Consider the following 17,266-nt stretch of genomic DNA (forward strand, 5'->3'; position numbering starts at 1 on the left):
GCGTTCAGCTCCGCAGCAACAGCCTGACGGATTGGCTGACAGAATGCGCGATTTCGACCTCGCGGCGCTGACGCTTGCGTATTTGCGCCCGTTTGTTCGGCTTGTAGTCGGCTGGATCGCGTCGAACCTTCGCCAGGGGCAAGGCATACATCGTCCGACATATTGGCCTACCCCCGGATTCCACCCAAAAGCTGTCATAGTCCGCGGTGATGCGGCGGCGCAAAGCATAGTCCCTCGAAAAGACGTGGCCTGCGTTTGATGCCGCGACAAGGCCACGCAGTTTGAGTGAGGATGCCAAATTCTGGGCGACCAGGAGCAGCAGGGTTTTCGGTCGCAAACCTTCCATGGCTTTGGTCAGTATCCGGGAATCCTCGAGACCTTGCGTACCGGTCGACATCGACTTCAGAGCGCCAATATAGAGAATCTCGCCACCGCCACCGAGTTGTAGAAGCGACCGGTGCACAATCGCGAGCCCCATTTCGATGACGGGACGTCCTTCCAGGCGCAGGAGAAGGCGCCATTCCGCCTCTCGGTACAAACCTGCCTGGCCCGTCAGTTCTACCGTGACTTCACCGGCAACGGTCGACATTGCCAGGAGATGACGACCGCGCGTGTGGCTCTCGACCAAGGCGGCGTCAGTCAAAAGACGCCCCGCCGCGGTGTAGTGACCAATGACGGCGATCGAACGATGGATACGCATCAGATTGGCGGCGAGATACGGCCGAACCGGCTTCAGCGCAATGTCGGGATATTGGGCAAGGATTGCAGTGAACGGCTCAGCACCGAGGGCCGATCGAATGGCGGCGATATCGCGCCGGAACATCCACCGAAGCGCCGCCCATTTGCTTTCATGCACCCAATTGTTCAGCTTGTGCCGAAACTTGGAGGGCGACCGTTTTATTGGGCCTGTTGGCCGTAATGGCCGCGGAGCGCCGATGGCAATCATCATTTGCTGCATTCTCGGTGGGACGTGTCAGTCAAAGGCAACTGATGATCTCAATGTTGGATGTCGCAACTTACGGCCACCTCGCCGCGGATATACGAATTCGTAAGGGAGCCATTAAGGTCGACCTGCTCGCGCATGTCTTCGACGCGAGGTTCTGCTCTTCGTCGCAATCACCCCGGTTGCGGCGCAACCGAGCCAAGGCCAACACCGGAAGATCGCCATGGCGCGCGCCCTCGCCTGGCCCTGATCCACATGATGCTGGCCCTGTGAGCAGACCGGCGGCGCAACTATATCAGGAGGAGCCACCAAGGCTCCCGCCACCCCCAAGGGCGCCAGCCCTGCACAACAGGTCAGATCATCATGTACAAACATCTGCTCATCGCCACCGACGGATCGGAACTGGCCGACAAGGGCGTTGCCCATGGCCTCACATTGGCAAAAGGCATCGGCGCCGCCGTCACCTTCGTCACGGTCTCGGAACCGTTCCCCATCTTTGCCTGGGGCGGCGCCATGGCCGGTTATGCGGCGGGCGACGAACTGGCCGTCTACCAGGAAGAGGCGCGCAAATATGGCAAGGAGGTTCTGGCCAAGTGCAAGGCCTCGTCCGACGCAGCCGGCGTGCCCGCCAAGCTTGTGCACGTCGAGGACAAACGGCCCGCCGAAGCGATCCTGGAACTGTCGCAGGCGCAGGGCTGCGACCTGATCGTGATGGCCTCGCATGGCCGCCGCGGACTGGGCAAGCTGCTTCTCGGCAGCCAGACGGCCGAAGTGCTGTCCTATACCGCAATCCCGGTGCTGGTCGTTCGCTAAGGTGTGACCCCGAGAGCTGGAACCGGCTTTCGGAATCATGCTCAAGTAGACAGCCGGGGGCGCATCCCGGCGCGGACGTCAGGCGCCAAGATTCGTTCGACCGCGCCGGAGGAAAACAACGAATGGCGCATGAGGGCCGCACAAGGACAATTGCTGCGAGAACGTCGGAATCGGCGGCCATGCTGGCGGACGTCAAGCGGGCGATGGCGATCACTGCCCGTCTCAACCGCTTGACGTTTAACGACGCGGACGAAGTCCGCTTCCTGTTCGGCGAGCTGATCGGCAGACAAGTGGACGGCAGCTTCCTGCTGATCCCGCCCTTCTACGCGACTGGCGGCGCCGGGACCCGAGTAGGGCGCAATGTCTTCATCAATCAGAACTGCACTTTTTATGATCTTGGCGGGCTCGACATTGCCGACGATGTGCTGATCGGGCCGAATGTCAGCCTGATCACGTCAGGCCATCCGCTCGAACCGTCGCGGCGCCGCGCCTTCACCACCGCGAGGCCGATCGTCATCGAACGCAACGTCTGGATCGCCGCCGGCGCTACGGTGATCGGCGGCGTGACGGTCGGCGAAAACGCCGTCGTCGCGGCAGGCTCGGTGGTCACGAAAGACGTTCCCGCGAACACGCTTGTCGGCGGAAACCCGGCGCGGGTTATCCGGTCCATTGCCGAGTGAGGCCAACCTCACCGCAGCGCCTCCAGCGCGAGATACACTCCCAGCGCCAGCAACCCCGCAAAAAACACCCTTCGAAAAGTCTCGACGCTCATCGCCTGCCGCAGCGCTTGGCCGATGAACATGCCGGCCAGCGCTGGCAGCAGCGCCAGGATCGAGCCTGTCAGCTGCGCCGTCGGCGATGCCAGCGCGCCCGTCCTGAACAGGCCGATGGCAAGGGCCGCCGTCGAGACGGTGAAGGAGAGGCCGAGCGCCTGGATGAGATCTTCCTTCTCCAGCCGCAGCGATTGCAGATAAGGCACCGCCGGGATGACGAAGACGCCGGTGGCGCCGGTGACCAGCCCTGTCGCCACGCCGACCAGCGGTGACATCAAGGCCTCGTGGCGCGCCGGCGTGGTGAAGCTGAGCTTGAACAGGCCAAAGATGGCGTAAAGCACCAGCGCCGCCCCAAGCCCCACAGAGGCCGCGCCCGCATGCGCGCCTGTGAGCACCCCTGCCCCCGCGACGGCGCCCAGCATGATGCCGGCCATCATCGTCCACAGCCGCCTGCACAGGCCGGCGAAGGCGGGGCCGGTGAACAACTGCCAGAGATTGGTGACCAGCGACGGGATCAGAAGCAAGGCGGCGGCCTCGGCCGGCGGCATCGTCACCGCCAGCAGGCCCATCGCCACGGTCGGCAGGCCCATGCCGGCGACCCCCTTGACGAAACCGGCGGCGAGGAAGACCGCGCCGATCCAGGCGATGGAGCCGGCGCTCAGCATGCCCACGGGATCAATCATGCAGCAGCATGTCAGCGGCATCGGCATCCGGTTTTGCCGGCACGGCATTGTGGCTGGCGGGAACAGTCGTCGTGCATCCGCGCGGGCCAGGCTGTGCCTGCGCCATGGCAAGCGAGGCCACGGCGACCGCCAGCACGATCGACATGCCTTCAAGAATACCGAGCCGGCCCGTCGCCTTTTCGCTCATCGCAAATCTCCATCGCAAAAGATTTGACGGACATCGGGCCCGCGCACAATGTGGAAGTTGCGCTGTCAGCCTTCGTCCAGGCCGAAGGCTGAAGCCAACGCCATGCACCTCGCAGGGAGCAAGAAATGCGCTTCGATCTCACCGATCTCCGGCTGTTCCTGCTGGTGGCCGAGCGCGGCAGCATCACCCACGGCGCCGAGCTTGCCGGGCTGGCGCTGGCCTCGGCGAGCGCCCGCATCAAAGGCATGGAGGAGCGGCTCGGCGCGCCGCTGCTGGAACGCCGCCGCCGCGGCGTGGTGCCGACGGCGGCCGGCCAGGCGCTGCTGCATCATGCGCGCGCCGTGCAGAACCAGATCGAGGCGATGGCCGGCGACCTCCGCGCCTATGCCGGCGGCCTGCGCGCCCGTGTCCGGCTGATGGCCAACACCGCCGCCACGGCCGAGCTTTTGCGTGACATCCTGCCGGCCTTCCTCGTCGCGCATCCCGGCATCGACATTGATTTGGACGAGCGCCCCAGCCACGAGATCGCCGAGGCGGTGGCGAGCGGTGCGGCCGATCTCGGCATCGCCGCGACCTGGGCCGGCCTCTCGCATCTCGAACAGAAACCGTTCTTCATCGACCGGCTGGTGGTGATCCTCGCGCGGAACTGGCCGGGGCTTGCCGGCCGGCATAGCGCCAGCCTCGCCGACATGCTGGGCGAATCCTTTGTTGGCCTCAGCCTCGGCCACGCCCTGCAGGAGCACATCAACCGCCAGGCCGCACGCCTGGGCCGCCATCTGCACATCCGCATCCGCGTGCCCGGCCTCGACAATGTCTGCCGGCTGGTCGCGCAAGGCGCCGGCATCGCCATCGTGCCGGAGAGTGCGGCGCCGCTCGCCCCGCACATTGCGCAGCTTGCGGCTCAGCGACGACTGGGCCACGCGGCAGCTCAATTTGTGCGCCCGCAGCTTCGACGAGTTGACACCGCAGGCAAAGCTGCTGGCCGCGGCCCTGGCCGGAGCCGAAACGGGTGGCCTGCCGGGCCGTTACCAGGGCAACGGACCCTCATCATAGAAATAGCCGCCGGTCGGACCGTTTTTGTCCAGGGTCGCCAGGCGAACAATGATCTCGGCCGCCTGCCCCACGGTGCGGTAGCCGCTGTGTCCGTTGAAGTCCGTCGCGGTATAGCCGGGATCGGCCGAATTGACCTTAATACCCGCTGCGGCAAACTCCTTCGAGAAGGCAACGGTGGCGGCGTTGAGCGCCGTCTTGGAGCTGTTGTAGCCAAGGATATTGATCGCATAGAACTCACTGGCCGGATCGGTCAACCCGCCGAGTGACCCCAGCCCGCTGGAAACCATCACCACATTGGCGCACGGGGCGGCCTTGAGCAGCGGCAGGAAGGCCTGCGTGGTGCGGATCGGGCCGAACACGTTGACCTCGTAGACATCCTTGATGATGGCTATGGGCTCTTCACTGGGAGCGAGCATGGAGCCCAGGATGCCGGCATTGTTGACGAGCGCATCGAGGCGTCCGTCCTCCTCAAAAACGCGCAGGGCGGCGGCCTCGACGCTGGCGTCGCTGGCGACGTCGATCTCCAGCATGCGCACATCAAGGCCCTTTTGCCTGAGCTCGGCCGCCGCAGCTTCGCCGCGTTCCCTGTCGCGGCTGCCCAGCCAAATCCTATAGCCCGCTTCGCCCAGCCGGCGCGCGGTTTCGTAGCCTATGCTCTTGTTGGCACCGGTCACCAATGCGGTCTTGTCTGTCATGTCCATCTCCAGTTTGATCTGTGGTTGGTCTGCGGCAGAGATGGGGCGGACCGCTGGCAGCTGCGTGCCGAAAACTGGTGAGTTCTTGCCTATTCCTGCCGGGAGCTTGATTGCCGGCGGCGCCGATGCGATCTACAGGCTGTGATGAAATCGCTCGACAACCTCAAAGCGCTGGTGATGCGCCATGCGCGCGGCCGGCTGACCGAAACCGGCATCCCCCGCGTCGCCATCATGAAGGGCGAGGCGACGACCGGGCCGTTGCTGGGGCTCTACGACCCAAGGCTTTGCCTGGTCCTGCAGGGCGCCAAATCCGTCATGATCGGCGATCAGCTGCTGCATTACGACGCCGGCCGCTACTTCATTGCCGCGGTCGAAGTGCCGGCCGTCGGCAGGGTTTTGCAGGCCAGCCCACAGCATCCCTACCTCTCCGTCAGCCTGGCCTTCGACACCACGCTCATCGCCTCGCTGCTGCTCGACATGCCGCCCGTTGCCGAGGCGCCGATCGGCCATGGCTTTGCCGTCAGCCGGGCCGACGAGGCGCTGGTCGATGCGTGGCTGCGCATGATTGAGCTCATCGATCATCCGGCCGAAATCCCAGTGCTGGCGCCCTTGCTCGAACGCGAAATCCTCTTTCGGCTGCTGCAAGGTCCGCAAGGCGCCATGCTGCGCCAGATTGCCGGCGCCGATAGCCGCCTGTCGCAGATTCGCCGCGCGCTGGCCTGGATCCGCGACCACTATGCGGAGCCGTTCCGCGTCGAGGATCTTGCCCGCATGGCCGGCATGAGCGCCTCGGTGTTCCACCGCCACTTCAAGGCGGTCACGGCGATGACGCCGATCCAGTACCAGAAGCGCATCCGCCTCAACGAAGCGCGCCGCCGCCTGCTCGCCACGTCGGGCGATGCGGCCGGCGTCGCCTTCTCCGTCGGCTATGAAAGCGCTTCCCAGTTCTCCCGCGAATATGCCCGCCTCTTCGGCGCACCGCCGGTGCGCGATGTCGGCCGCCTGCGCGCCACGCCGGTGCCCACCGAGCTCGCCTGATCCCCTTGAATTCGAAGATGCAAGAGCAAGGCGGGAAGACCACGCCTTGCCAGCCCGTGCGCCGCGCCCTCGAGCGGCCCGTGCGTCGGCTTCGACCGATCTACCACCAGGCGCTTGATCCCACCTGCCTGAATGGAGAAGAGATGGTCATAGCCCAGAGGCGATACGGGTCTTGCTGTTGTTAAAAATTTCCCATATTGTCTTTTCACATAAGAAAGAAAATGGCGTCTATTTCTCTCATTTGTGAAAGACGGGCACTTTGCGGGAACATCTCGATCTGACCGATCGGCGGCTGGTCAAACAGCTGTCGCAGGACGCGCAGCCGGGCATCAACCGACTCGCCGAGATCTTGGCGATTTCGGTGCCCACGGTGCGCTCGCGGCTGCGCAATTTGCTCGACCGCAACCTGCTCAAGATCGTCGGCCTGCTGAACCTGACCGAACGGCCCGAACTGATCTCGGCCATTGTCGGCATCAACGCTCAGGGGCGCGGCCGGGCCCGCGAACTGGCGCAGCGCATTTCCGAACTGCCCTTCGTCAACTCGGCTTCGGTGGTCACCGGGCGCTTCGACATCATCGTCGACGTGACGGTGGCCGGTGACGTCGCCGACCTCTACCGCGTCACCAGCGAGCTGATCCCGGGCGCCGGCGAGCCGGGCGAGGTCGTGCGCAGCGAGACCTTCGTCGTCATGGCGTCCTGCAACAAATGGGTCAGCCTGCCAGAAGGCTGCTGGTCGGACGACCGCAAGGAGCCGGCATGAGGATCGCGGTTCTCGGCGGCCTCGGCCTGCAAGGCCGGGCGGCCATCGCCGATCTCGTCGCCAGCGGTGTCGATGAGGTGATCTGCGTCGATACCGCGCCGGATGGCGCGGCCCGGCTGGCTGATCTGACCGACCTTTCCCGCGTGCGCTTCGTCGTGCCAGAAGGCGCGATCGGACCGGCGCTTGCCGATGTGCTGGCTGACGCCGACTCCGTCATCGATTTGCTGCCGCAGCCGCTGATGCGCGAGGCGGTGCAAGCCGCGATCGCAACCCGCACGCCGCTGGTCACCACCAATTACGGCAAGGCCATCGCCGACCTGGCGCCGGAAGCCGAACGGGCCGGCGTTTCGGTCATGACCGAATGCGGGCTCGACCCCGGCATCGACCTTGTGCTCTACGCCCGCGCCGCAAAACAGTTCGATGCGATCACATCGATCGATTCCTATTGCGGCGGCATCCCCGAGCCGAAGGCGATGGCCAAGCCGCTTTGCTACAAGGTGAGCTGGAACTTCGACATGGTCCTGGTCAGCCAGAACCGCGACAGCGTGATGATCGAGGACGGCAAGCGCGTCGAAGTACCCGCCGCCCGCCAGCATGACAGCCCTTTCATCCATGAGATCGAAGTCGCCGGCCTCGGCCGGCTGGAAGCCTTCCCCAATGGCGATGCGCTGCATTATGTCGAGATGCTTCCCGCCGCAAAGGGGCTGCGCCGCTCCGGCCGCTACACGTTGCGCTGGCCGGGATGGTCGGCCTTCTGGGCGCCGTTGAAGGAGCTTGGTTTTCTCTCCGAGGACAAGGTGCCCGGCACCTCCAGCAGCCCGCGCGAATTCCTCGGCCGGCTGCTCGGCCCGCAACTGCAATACGGCCCCGGCGAGAAGGACCTTTGCGTGATGCGCAATGTCTTTTCCGGCCTCGAAGGCGGCCGCGCCAAGACCGTGACATCCGATCTGATCATCGAGCGCGACCTCGCGTCGGGCCTGTTCGGCATGAGCCTCGGCGTCGGCTATCCCGCCAGCATCGTGGCGCAGATGCTCGCGCGGCGCGAGATCATCACGCCGGGCCTTTTGAACCCGCTGCTCGACGTGCCCGACGAACCCTTCTTCGACGAATTGGCCAAACGCGGCATCAAAATTGCCGAGACGGTGGCCTGGGACTGAGGATTTCGAACGGTGGCCGCCGCCGGCAACGGCGCTGCCGCTCAAAAAAGCACCCCGAAGGGTGAAACAACAACGTGGAACAATAAAACAAGGAGGAATGCCAAATGAAGATTGCCAGACTTTTCATCGCCGGACTTGCGCTCGCGGGCTTGACCGCTGCCGCCAGCGCCGGGACGCTGGACGAGATCACCAAGCGCGGCGAATTGCGCGTTGCCGTGCAGACGCAAGGACCGCCCTTCTCGTTGGTCGGCGCCAATGGCGAACGCACCGGCAGTTCGGTCGAACTCGCCGAGCTGATGGCCAAGGAAATGGGTGTGAAGATCAAATTCCTCGATTTCGACTGGGACGGCCTGATCCCGGCGCTGCTTTCGGGCAAAGCCGATCTTCTGGTCGCCGACATGACGCCGACGCTGGCGCGCGGCATGAAAGTCGCCTTCACCACGCCCTACATGTACACGGGCAGCACCGTCTTCACCAAGGCCGACAGCAAGTTCAAGACCACCGAGGACTGCAAGGCCAAGGGCACCAAGATCGCCGTGCTGCTCGGCGCCACCGGCGAAAAGGAAGCCAAGACCGCCTTCCCCGATGCCGACATCAAGAGCTACAAGGGCGGCGGCCCGCTGCTGCTCGACGCGGTCAACAACGGCCAGGCCGATTGCGGCGTCAACGACGTCTCGGCGGTCAAGGGCCAGTCGACCGCCTATCCGGCCGGCAGCTTCACCATCATGCCGGACCTCTTGTCGAAGGAGCCGCTTGCCTTCGCCACCCGCTATGACGAGCCGGACCTGCTGGTCTGGATGAACCTGTTCCTCAACCAGGTCACCATCGACGGCCGCCTGCAGAAGAACCTCGACTACTGGGTGAATTCCGACGCCTGGAAGAAAGACCACTGAGAAATTAGGGATTGGTGAGTAGGCAGTAGGAAATAGTGAATGGTGAATAGCCATTCGACACATTTCCCTACTGCCTACTGCCTACTGCCTACTGCCTACTCACTACTCACACCGCCACGCAGCCATGCTCGAAAATTTCAGTTTCCGCACCATCGTCGAATACCTGCCTTTGTTCGGGCAGGGCCTGGTCACGACCGTGTGGCTGTCGGCGATCTCCTTTGTCGGTGCGCTCATCGTCGGCATCGTCCTGTGCGCCATGGGCCTGCAGCGCGGCTGGCTGTTTCGCGCGCCGGCCAAGGCCTATATCGATGCCGTGCGCGCCACGCCCTTGCTGGCGCAGCTCTATTTCCTCTATTTCGGCCTGCCGCGGCTCGGCTTCGTGCTGCCGGAACTCGTCGTCGGCATCCTCGCTTTGTCATTGAACAGCGGCGCCTATATCGCTGAAATCATTCGCGCCGGCATCCTGTCGATCCCGCGCGGTCAGGTCGAGGCCAGCGTCGCCTCGGGCATGACCTATGTCCAGCGCATGCGCCTGGTCGTCCTGCCGCAGGCCTTCAAGGTGACGATCCCGCCGTTGCTCGGCCAGGCGATCGTGCTGGTCAAGGATTCCGCGCTGCTGTCGCTGATTTCGGTTGCCGAGCTGACGCGCGCCGGGCAGTTGCTCGCCTCCGACCGCTTCATGCCGGCCGAAGGCTTCCTCACCATCGCCGCCTTCTATTTGCTGCTCTACTACGGCCTCAAAGGGTTGGCTGTTGTCTCCGGCCGCTGGCTCGGCACGGCGGGGGCGCGCGCATGATCTGGCAACAATTCCTCAGCCTCGCCGGCTCCTATCCCCTCGCCTTGCGTGGCCTCGGCATGACCGTCGTGCTGTCGCTGATCAGCCTGGTGCTCGGCACCGTGCTCGGCTTCGGTCTCGGCATCCTGCGCACCGGCGGCAATAGGCTGCTCTCGGGCATCATCGGCGCCTGGGTCGACCTCATCCGCGGCACGCCGTTCCTGGTGCAGATCTTCCTGATCTTCTTCATCCTGCCGGAATTCGGCATCGAGCTCGACGCCTTCACCGCCGGCATCATCGCGCTGACCAACCTCGCCGCCTGCTTCATCTGCGAGATCGTCGCCGCCGGCATCCGGTCGGTGCCGACCGGTCAGGTCGAGGCGGCGCTGGCGTCCGGCCTGTCGCGCTGGCAGCGCATGCGCCAGGTGGTGCTGCCGCAGGCGATGCGCATCGTGATGCCGCCGCTGGTCGGCCAATATGTGCTCTTGATCAAGGATTCCTCCGTCGTCTCGGCCATCGGCCTGACCGACCTCACCCGGGTCGGCTGGCTGGTGGTGCAGCGCGTGCCGAACGGCCTGCTGGTCTTCTTCCTGGTCGGCGTCGGCTATTTCATCGTCTGCTATCCCCTCATCATGCTGGCCCGCCGGCTCGAACGCCGCATGGGCGCGGCGCATGGCGAGGTGCAGCTGTGACATCGAACTCCGAAGGGCCAACGACTATGACCAAAGCGGGCATGACCCAACCAGGCCTGACCAAGACCGGCATGATCGACTTTCGCGGCGTCAACAAATGGTTCGGCGCGCTCAACGTGTTGAAGGACATCACGCTCAGCGTCGAGCCGCGCGAAGTGGTCGTCGTCTGCGGTCCGAGCGGCTCGGGCAAGAGCACGCTGATCCGCTGCATCAACGGCCTGGAGACGATCAAGGATGGCGACCTCGTCGTCGACGGCCAGCGTGTCGGCGACCCCGCCACCAACATGACGCAGCTGCGCACCGAGATCGGCTTCGTCTTCCAGTCCTTCAACCTCTACCCGCACAAGACCGCGCTCGAAAACGTAACGCTCGCTCCGATCCACGTGCGCAAGATCCCCCGCGCCGAGGCCGAACATGCCGGGCGCGAATTGCTGGCCAAGGTCGGGCTGGCCGACAAGGTCAACGCCTACCCGGCACAGCTCTCCGGCGGCCAGCAGCAGCGCGTGGCGATCGCGCGTTGCCTTGGCATGCGGCCCAAGATCATGCTGTTCGACGAACCGACCTCGGCGCTTGACCCCGAGATGATTTCGGAAGTGCTCGACGTCATGGTGGCGGTCGCCGAGGAAGGCATGACCATGATGGTGGTGACGCACGAGATGGGCTTTGCCCGCAAGGTCGCCCAGCGCGTCGTGTTCATGGACGCCGGCGCCATCGTCGAAAGCGGCACGCCCGACGAGTTCTTCTCACACCCCAAAACCGACCGCAGCCGCACCTTCCTGAGCAAGATTCTCAGGCATTGAGGGCGGGCGGCATAAGAGCCTTCTTTAGACGTCGGGCTTCCCCTTGGCCGGCACCGAACCGATATACCGGCACTCACCTGACGTGCTTGGCCCACATCGCGCTCAGGAAGGCAGTGCTGTCGAAGGCAATGGGTTCCCCAGAGTCTTCGCCAGCAATGAGGGCGTTCTGCAGGGCACGAACCCCATGCCCTTCGCGCACGCGAGACGATGGATCGGCCAGTCGGTGAAATCGCCCAAGGCTCGCATAATTCTTGCGCGGCCCTTTGACCCGCCAGACCTCCACCCATTCGCCGGACCTGCGAAAGAAGAAATGCCCGACATAAAGATCGGCGCCGCAGAGATGGCGGATGGTCTGCGCCGCCTCCGGCCCAAGCTCGATGAAGTCGCGGCCGTCGGCATGAAGGATGCGCACCGAACCCTCGCCCGGCTCGAGCCGATAGCGTCGGCTTGCCGGCATTTCGTGGGAGCCGATCCGCATGGTTCCATGCTCGGTGAAGGCATTTTCCGTGACCACGGCGTCGCCGGCGAAGCGGTAAGTCGCGCCGGCCAGGAAATCGATCATGGTGCGGCGGACTTTCCACTCGCCGACGAGATGATCTGCCATTGTCCTCAATCTTCGCTGTCCTCGGCGGCCGCAGGAACACAGAGCGCAACCAGCGCACTTAGTCTAGGCATCATGGCAGCATACCCAGCGAGCGCAGGCCGGCAACGGCGCCACGATATTCGATGTAACCCTTGGGGCAGGTCCTGGCGGCGAGACGGTAAAGCCGCACGGCTTCTTCGTTGCGGGCCTGCAACCGGTCGAGTTCTGCGGTGTAGAAATTGGCCTCGCACACTTGCCCGCTTGTTTGCGCGGAGTCTCCGGTGCCGGCATCGGCAAGGGTCTCGGCGGATGTCTTTTGCCCCAGCAGCATCTTGATCACCGGCGCAGGCCACTTCGACATGTCGAGCTTGGCAATTGCTTCCCGCAAATGACTGGTGCCGCCACTGCGCCGGTCGATGATGTCGAGCCAGATCGCCAAATAGGCATTGTCGGGCGCAAGCGCCGCCGCCTTGGCAAAATCGGGCTCTGCCTTTGCCAGCATTCCGGAATAGAAATTCACGAAGCCCCGGCCCGCATAAGCGTTGGGAAAGTTCGGATCGAGCGCGATCGCCTGGTTGTAGTCAGCCAGGGCTGGGGCGAAATCGCCTTTTGCCGCCCGGGCGATCGCCCGGTTGCTGTATATTTTTGCCTGCTTCGGATCGAGACCGATCGCGCGGTTGAGATCGGCAAGCGCACGCTCGTATTCACCCAGCTCGTTCAGGACGAAACCCCGATCGTTCAGCGCCATGGCGTTTGTCGGTTCGAGCGTGATGACCTCGCTATAGTCGGTGATGGCGCGGTCCCTGTCGCCCTTTCTGAGCCATTCGGTGCCCCTGTCGTAGTAGGCTGCGGCCATCTTGGGATCGAGGCGGATCGCCTCGTCGAAATCGGCGATCGCGCGATCGCCGTCGCCCTTGCGCAACCACGCCAGACCTTTGTTGTAGCGGATGCTGGGGTCTGTCGGATCGAGGCTGATCACCTGGCTATAGTCCGCGATGGCCCTGCTATCGTCACCCTTGCGCGACCAGATCAGGCCACGACGATAGTAGGCATGGGCGTTTTTCGTATCGAGAATGATCACCTGGTTGTAGTCGGCCATCGCGCGATCATCGTCGCCCTTGCTGTCCCAGGCGTCGCCCCGGTTGTTGTATGAGCTGGCATTCTTTGGATCGAGCGAGATGGCCTGGCTGTAGTCGGCTATGGCGCGCTCCTTATCGCCTTTCCGTGCCCAGTTCAGGCCCCGGTTGTGATAGGCCCTGGCATCTCCGGGATTGAGCTTGATCGCGGCGTCGTAGTCGGCGATGGCACGCTCGTCATTGCCCTTGTAGGACCAGGCAACGCCTCTGTTGTAGTAGAATTCGGCGTTGTCCGGATCGAGGAAGATTGCCTGGTCCAGATAGGTTATCGCCCGGTCATAGTCGCCCTTGAGCACCAGGATGATGCCGTTGTTATAGTAGGCGGCCGACAACTCCGGGTTGATGCCGATCGCCTTGTCGTAGTCGGCGAACGCATCGTCGTTGTCGCCTCTCCTGATGAGAGCGCCGGCGCGATTGAAATAGGCCGCGGCGCGGTTGTCCGAAGCTTCCGCCTTGTCTTCGATGATTGCCGTGCAAGCGGCAATCTTGTGGGCAGCCTCCACCCCTTCATTGACACAGTCGGCATGGTCCTTGCCGGCAGCCGTCGCCGCAGTGCCGAGCGCGAACATCACTGCCACAGCAGTCAGGCCGGAACGCCAGTGGAACCTCATGGCGCCTTGCCCATCACGCGCAGTGCGCTGGTGGCGGCGGTGTACTCGATGAAATCGCGAGGACAGCCGCCAAGGGCCAGCCGGTAGAGCCGCAACGCCTCCTCATCATGGTGTTGCAGCCGCTGGAACTCCGCGACGTAGAAATTCGCCTCGCAGAGCTGCTCGCTTTTCTTCGTCGCATCCGGATTGTCGGCGGCGAGGAGCGTGGCCTCCGGCGTCTGCTGGCCAAGCAGCAGGCGAACCACCGCCGCCGGCCATCTCGTCATGTCGAGCTTGGCATCCACAAGGATGGAGGGCTGCCCGTTGCGCCGCCGCGCGAGATCGAGCCAGATCGCATGATAGGAATCCCCGGGCTTGATCGCGGCCGCCTGCTCGAAGTCGGCCTGCGCCTTGGCGGGCGGGCCGAAATAGAAGCTGGCAATGCCCCGGTTCCGGTAGGCGCTGGCATTTTTCGGGCTGAGGCGGATCGCTTCATCATAATCGGCCAGCGCGCCGGCATAGTCGGCCTTGTAGACCATCGCCAGGCCGCGCGTGTCGTGGGCTCTAGCGCTTTTGGGTCCGATGCGGATCGCCTGATCCAGATCGGCGATGGCCTTAGTATAGTCTGCCTTGTAGATCCTGCTGCGGCCCCGGCCGACATAGGCGTCGGCATCGTCCGGGTCGTGATCGATCGCCTGGTCGAAGTCGGCTATGGCGTAGTCGAACTGGCCCTTCCGGTTCCAGGCATTGCCCCGGTTGCGGTAAGCGCTGACAAATCCGGCGTCGATCAGGATCGCCATATTGTAGTCGGCGATGGCAAGGTCGTACTGGTTCTTGTCCATCCGCGCGAGCCCCCTGTCATTATAGGCCGGCGCATATTTCGGATCGACGATCACGGCCTGGTCGAAGGCCGATATGGCACGGTCAAGGTCGCCCTTATCCCACCACGCCAGGCCCAGATTGTCGTAAGCCAGCACATAGTTCGGATCGAAGGCGGTTGCCTTGACATAGTCAACGATGGCGCGGTCGGTCTCATGTTTCAGCGACCACATCCAGCCACGGCCATTGTAGGCCACCGCGTCGTTCGGAGCGAAGGCGATCGCCTGATCGTAATCCGCGATGGCGCGGTCGTAGTCCCGTTTGCGCTCCCAGATCCTGGCGCGGTTGCGGAACGTCTCGGCGTCGCCGGGATCGAGCCTGATCGCCTCGGTATAGTCCGACAGGGCCTGGTCCGTATCGCCTCGCTTCACCCAGGCGTCGGCGCGCCAGCGATAGGCTTCGGCATGGTTCGCATCGAGGCTGATCGCCTGGCTGTAATCCGCTATGGCGCGCTCCAGATTGCCCTTGGTGGTCCAGGCCAGCCCGAGGTTGAAATACTGGTTCGGATCTTGCGAGTCGAGAAAGATCGCCTGGCTGTAGCTGGTGATGGCCTGGTCGTAGTCGCCCTTGCGCAGATAGGCATTGCCGCGAAGATTGTACAGGCCGTTGTTTTCCGGATCGAGGCGGATCGCCTTGTCGAAATCGGCGATGGCCTTCACATAGTCGTGCTTTATATCGTTCCAGATCAGGCCGCGGTTGGCATAGGCAATGGCAATCTGCGGATTGAGCTCGATCGCCTTGTCATAGTCGGCCAGGGCGCGGTCAAAATCCTTCTTGTGGCCCCAGATCAGCCCCCGGTTGTTGAAAGCCTCGGCGTCTTTGGGATTGAAGGCGATCGCCTTGTCGTAGTCGGCGATGGCACGGTCGAACTCGCCGTTCCTGTCCAGCGCGTTGGCGCGGTTGAAATAGGCAACGGCCTGGTCGCTCGCCGAAGCGGCCTTGTCCTCCAGCACATTGGTGCAGGCGACGATCCGGTTGGGCGGTGTAAGCTTGTCGTTCGCGCAATCCTCCAGAAGGCTTCCAGCCTGGGCGGGAGCGCCGAGTGCGAGCAGGATCGCAGGAACAGCCAGAGACCGCCCTGCCCCCGCAGCCAATCGCAAAAATCCATGAAGCATCATGTCAGCGGAATCTGGATCGCAATTACTGGTTGTTGGCCTTATGCCGACTTGATCAGGCAAATTCCTGGTCGCCGCAAGTCACCGTGGAAAAGAAATCCGGTCAGGCCTGGTCTTAACGTCCCGGCAAGATGTTCAATCTGGCCGCGGACCAGCATAGCAGCCAAACCGGCCCCTCATTGAGGAGCCGGCTGCCTTGTGTGCAAGCAAAGGAGCACACCGTCTGGGATGGGCGGCTCAGGCCGCCGTCGGGTAATCCGTATAGCCCCTGGCATCGCCGCCATAGAACGTCGCCTTGTCAGGGGCATTCAGTTCGGCATTGCGCTTCAGCCGGCTGACGAGGTCGGGGTTGGCGATGAACAGCTTGCCGAACGCGACAAGCTCGGCATAGCCGTCACCGACCGCTTTTTCGGCCAGTTCCTTGTCGTAGCCATTGTTCACCAGCCAGGCGCCAGCGCCGCCGGCCTTGCGATAGGTGGCCTTGAGTTCCTCGTAATCGAACGGCCTGTCGCCCTGGCTGAAGTCGCGCGCGCCGCCGGTCGCGCCTTCGACGATGTGGATATAGGCCAGCCCGCGACCTCCGAGGCCCGCCACCACATGGTTGAACAGCGGCTGCGGATCGCTATCCGAAGCGTCGTTGGCGGGCGTCACCGGCGACAGCCTGATCCCGGTCCTGCCGGCACCGACTGCGCCCGTGACCGCGTCGACCACCTCGAACAGGAAGCGCGTCCGGTTCTCGATCGACCCGCCATACGCGTCGTTACGATGATTGGTGCCTGAACGCAGGAACTGGTCGATGAGATATCCGTTGGCGCCATGGATCTCGACGCCGTCGAAACCCGCCACCTCGATCGCCGCCTTGGCGGCGCGGCGGAAATCATCGACGATGCCGGGAAGTTCGGCCGCATCGAGCGCGCGCGGCTCGGAGGTCTCGGCGAACTCGCCGCTGCCATCCGGCTTGACCAGGAAGGTCTTGGAGTTTGCCCTGATCGCCGACGGCGCCACCGGCTTGCCGCCGCCGGGCTGCAATGTGTTGTGCGAGATGCGCCCGACATGCCAGAGCTGCACCACAATCTTGCCGCCGCCTCTATGGACGGCGTCCGTGACACGCCTCCAGCCGGCCAGCTGATCCGCGCCATAGAGGCCGGGCACGTTGGCATAGCCCTGGCCCTGATGGCTGATGGCGGTGGCCTCGGTCACGATGAGACCAGCCGTGGCGCGCTGGCTGTAATAGGTCACCGAGAGGTCGCCGGGCACCGCATTGGGCGAGCGATTGCGCGTCAGCGGCGCCATGACGATGCGGTTCGCCAGCGTCAGGTCGCCGGCCCGCAAGGGATCAAACAGGGTAGTCATGAGAAATGCCTTTCATGCATTCTGGGGGATCGGGGGAGGATCGTCAGAGATCGGACAAGGCGGCCTGAAAGGCGGCGATGGTTTCTTCGTTGCGCTTGTAGAACACCCATTGGCCGACCCGACGCGTCGTCACGAGGTCGGCCGATGCCAGCGTCGCCAGATGCGCCGAGACGCTGGACTGCGCCAGGCCGCGATGGTCGAACTGGCTGGCGCAGACACCCATCTCGAGCGGATGCGCCTGCGCGGCGAAGTGCTGTTCAGGCTCCTTCAGCCACGCCAGGACATCGCGTCGAAACGGATGCGCCAGTGCCTTCAATATGATGTCGCGGTCCATCTTCACCTCGCATC

The 17,266-nt window shown here is 63.9% G+C and carries 18 protein-coding genes and 1 pseudogene; 10 read left to right on the forward strand and 9 right to left on the reverse strand.

Going from position 1 to position 17,266, the window contains the following annotated elements; translation table 11 throughout:
* Positions 1-4 precede the first annotated feature (4 nt).
* Positions 5-949, reverse strand: a complete 945-nt coding sequence (locus MAFF_RS09750; protein ID WP_244420758.1) for a VirK/YbjX family protein — start codon at positions 947-949, stop codon at positions 5-7.
* Between the two features lie 357 nt (positions 950-1,306).
* On the opposite strand from MAFF_RS09750, the gene MAFF_RS09755 reads away from it, so the two are divergent.
* Together MAFF_RS09755 and MAFF_RS09760 are read left to right on the forward strand one after the other, a co-directional pair.
* Positions 1,307-1,756, forward strand: a complete 450-nt coding sequence (locus MAFF_RS09755; protein ID WP_044548193.1) for a universal stress protein — start codon at positions 1,307-1,309, stop codon at positions 1,754-1,756.
* A gap of 122 nt (positions 1,757-1,878) precedes the next feature.
* Positions 1,879-2,436: a sugar O-acetyltransferase gene (locus MAFF_RS09760; protein WP_010910733.1), complete on the forward strand. Its 558-nt coding sequence runs from the start codon at positions 1,879-1,881 to the stop codon at positions 2,434-2,436.
* Positions 2,437-2,444: 8 nt separating this feature from the next.
* On the opposite strand, the gene MAFF_RS09765 is transcribed toward MAFF_RS09760, so the two are convergent.
* Positions 2,445-3,194 (reverse strand): sulfite exporter TauE/SafE family protein, encoded by a 750-nt coding sequence (locus tag MAFF_RS09765; protein ID WP_010910734.1) that lies wholly within the window; start codon positions 3,192-3,194, stop codon positions 2,445-2,447.
* Between the two features lie 10 nt (positions 3,195-3,204).
* Entirely contained in the window at positions 3,205-3,399 is a 195-nt protein-coding gene (locus MAFF_RS09770) for a hypothetical protein (protein WP_044548195.1), read from the reverse strand.
* Positions 3,400-3,524: 125 nt separating this feature from the next.
* Here MAFF_RS09770 and MAFF_RS37585 point away from each other — a divergent pair.
* Positions 3,525-4,452 (forward strand): annotated as a pseudogene (locus tag MAFF_RS37585) (LysR substrate-binding domain-containing protein).
* On the opposite strand, the gene MAFF_RS09780 reads toward MAFF_RS37585, so the two are convergent.
* Positions 4,425-5,153, reverse strand: a complete 729-nt coding sequence (locus tag MAFF_RS09780) for an SDR family oxidoreductase (protein WP_010910738.1) — start codon at positions 5,151-5,153, stop codon at positions 4,425-4,427. The pseudogene MAFF_RS37585 and the gene MAFF_RS09780 sit on opposite strands and share 28 nt — an antisense overlap.
* 135 nt (positions 5,154-5,288) lie before the next feature.
* On the opposite strand from MAFF_RS09780, the gene MAFF_RS09785 reads away from it, so the two are divergent.
* The 7 genes from MAFF_RS09785 (at position 5,289) to MAFF_RS09815 (ending at position 11,262) form a co-directional block, all read left to right on the forward strand.
* Positions 5,289-6,185, forward strand: coding sequence for an AraC family transcriptional regulator (locus MAFF_RS09785; protein ID WP_010910739.1), 897 nt, complete (start codon positions 5,289-5,291; stop codon positions 6,183-6,185).
* Between the two features lie 259 nt (positions 6,186-6,444).
* Positions 6,445-6,945, forward strand: a complete 501-nt coding sequence (locus tag MAFF_RS09790; RefSeq protein ID WP_010910740.1) for an Lrp/AsnC family transcriptional regulator — start codon at positions 6,445-6,447, stop codon at positions 6,943-6,945.
* Positions 6,942-8,102, forward strand: a complete 1,161-nt coding sequence (locus tag MAFF_RS09795; protein ID WP_010910741.1) for a saccharopine dehydrogenase family protein — start codon at positions 6,942-6,944, stop codon at positions 8,100-8,102. The genes MAFF_RS09790 and MAFF_RS09795 overlap by 4 nt, the downstream gene beginning before the upstream one ends.
* 104 nt (positions 8,103-8,206) lie before the next feature.
* A complete protein-coding gene (locus MAFF_RS09800; protein WP_010910742.1) occupies positions 8,207-8,995 on the forward strand; it encodes an ABC transporter substrate-binding protein in 789 nt (262 codons plus the stop codon).
* Between the two features lie 124 nt (positions 8,996-9,119).
* Positions 9,120-9,791, forward strand: a complete 672-nt coding sequence (locus MAFF_RS09805) for an amino acid ABC transporter permease (protein ID WP_032931169.1) — start codon at positions 9,120-9,122, stop codon at positions 9,789-9,791.
* Complete coding sequence (locus MAFF_RS09810) at positions 9,788-10,462, forward strand: amino acid ABC transporter permease (RefSeq protein WP_010910743.1); 675 nt, start codon at positions 9,788-9,790, stop codon at positions 10,460-10,462. The genes MAFF_RS09805 and MAFF_RS09810 overlap by 4 nt, the downstream gene beginning before the upstream one ends.
* A gap of 41 nt (positions 10,463-10,503) precedes the next feature.
* A complete protein-coding gene (locus MAFF_RS09815) occupies positions 10,504-11,262 on the forward strand; it encodes an amino acid ABC transporter ATP-binding protein (RefSeq protein WP_080512054.1) in 759 nt (252 codons plus the stop codon).
* A 73-nt stretch (positions 11,263-11,335) separates the two neighbouring features.
* On the opposite strand, the gene MAFF_RS36615 is transcribed toward MAFF_RS09815, so the two are convergent.
* From MAFF_RS36615 to MAFF_RS09840, 5 genes are all read right to left on the reverse strand, one after another.
* Positions 11,336-11,866: a DUF6314 family protein gene (locus MAFF_RS36615; RefSeq protein WP_048894784.1), complete on the reverse strand. Its 531-nt coding sequence runs from the start codon at positions 11,864-11,866 to the stop codon at positions 11,336-11,338.
* A 70-nt stretch (positions 11,867-11,936) separates the two neighbouring features.
* Positions 11,937-13,592, reverse strand: a complete 1,656-nt coding sequence (locus MAFF_RS09825; RefSeq protein ID WP_010910746.1) for a tetratricopeptide repeat protein — start codon at positions 13,590-13,592, stop codon at positions 11,937-11,939.
* A complete protein-coding gene (locus MAFF_RS09830; protein ID WP_162034350.1) occupies positions 13,589-15,544 on the reverse strand; it encodes a tetratricopeptide repeat protein in 1,956 nt (651 codons plus the stop codon). Before MAFF_RS09830 ends, MAFF_RS09825 begins: the two co-directional genes overlap by 4 nt.
* A gap of 258 nt (positions 15,545-15,802) precedes the next feature.
* Complete coding sequence (locus MAFF_RS09835) at positions 15,803-16,918, reverse strand: alkene reductase (RefSeq protein ID WP_010910748.1); 1,116 nt, start codon at positions 16,916-16,918, stop codon at positions 15,803-15,805.
* 43 nt (positions 16,919-16,961) lie between these two features.
* Positions 16,962-17,252 carry an ArsR/SmtB family transcription factor gene (locus MAFF_RS09840; protein ID WP_032931173.1) on the reverse strand — a complete coding sequence of 97 codons (291 nt, stop codon included), beginning with the start codon at positions 17,250-17,252 and terminating at the stop codon, positions 16,962-16,964.
* Between the last annotated feature and the right edge of the window lie 14 nt (positions 17,253-17,266).

This window comes from Mesorhizobium japonicum MAFF 303099 (assembly GCF_000009625.1).
GTDB lineage: Bacteria > Pseudomonadota > Alphaproteobacteria > Rhizobiales > Rhizobiaceae > Mesorhizobium > Mesorhizobium japonicum.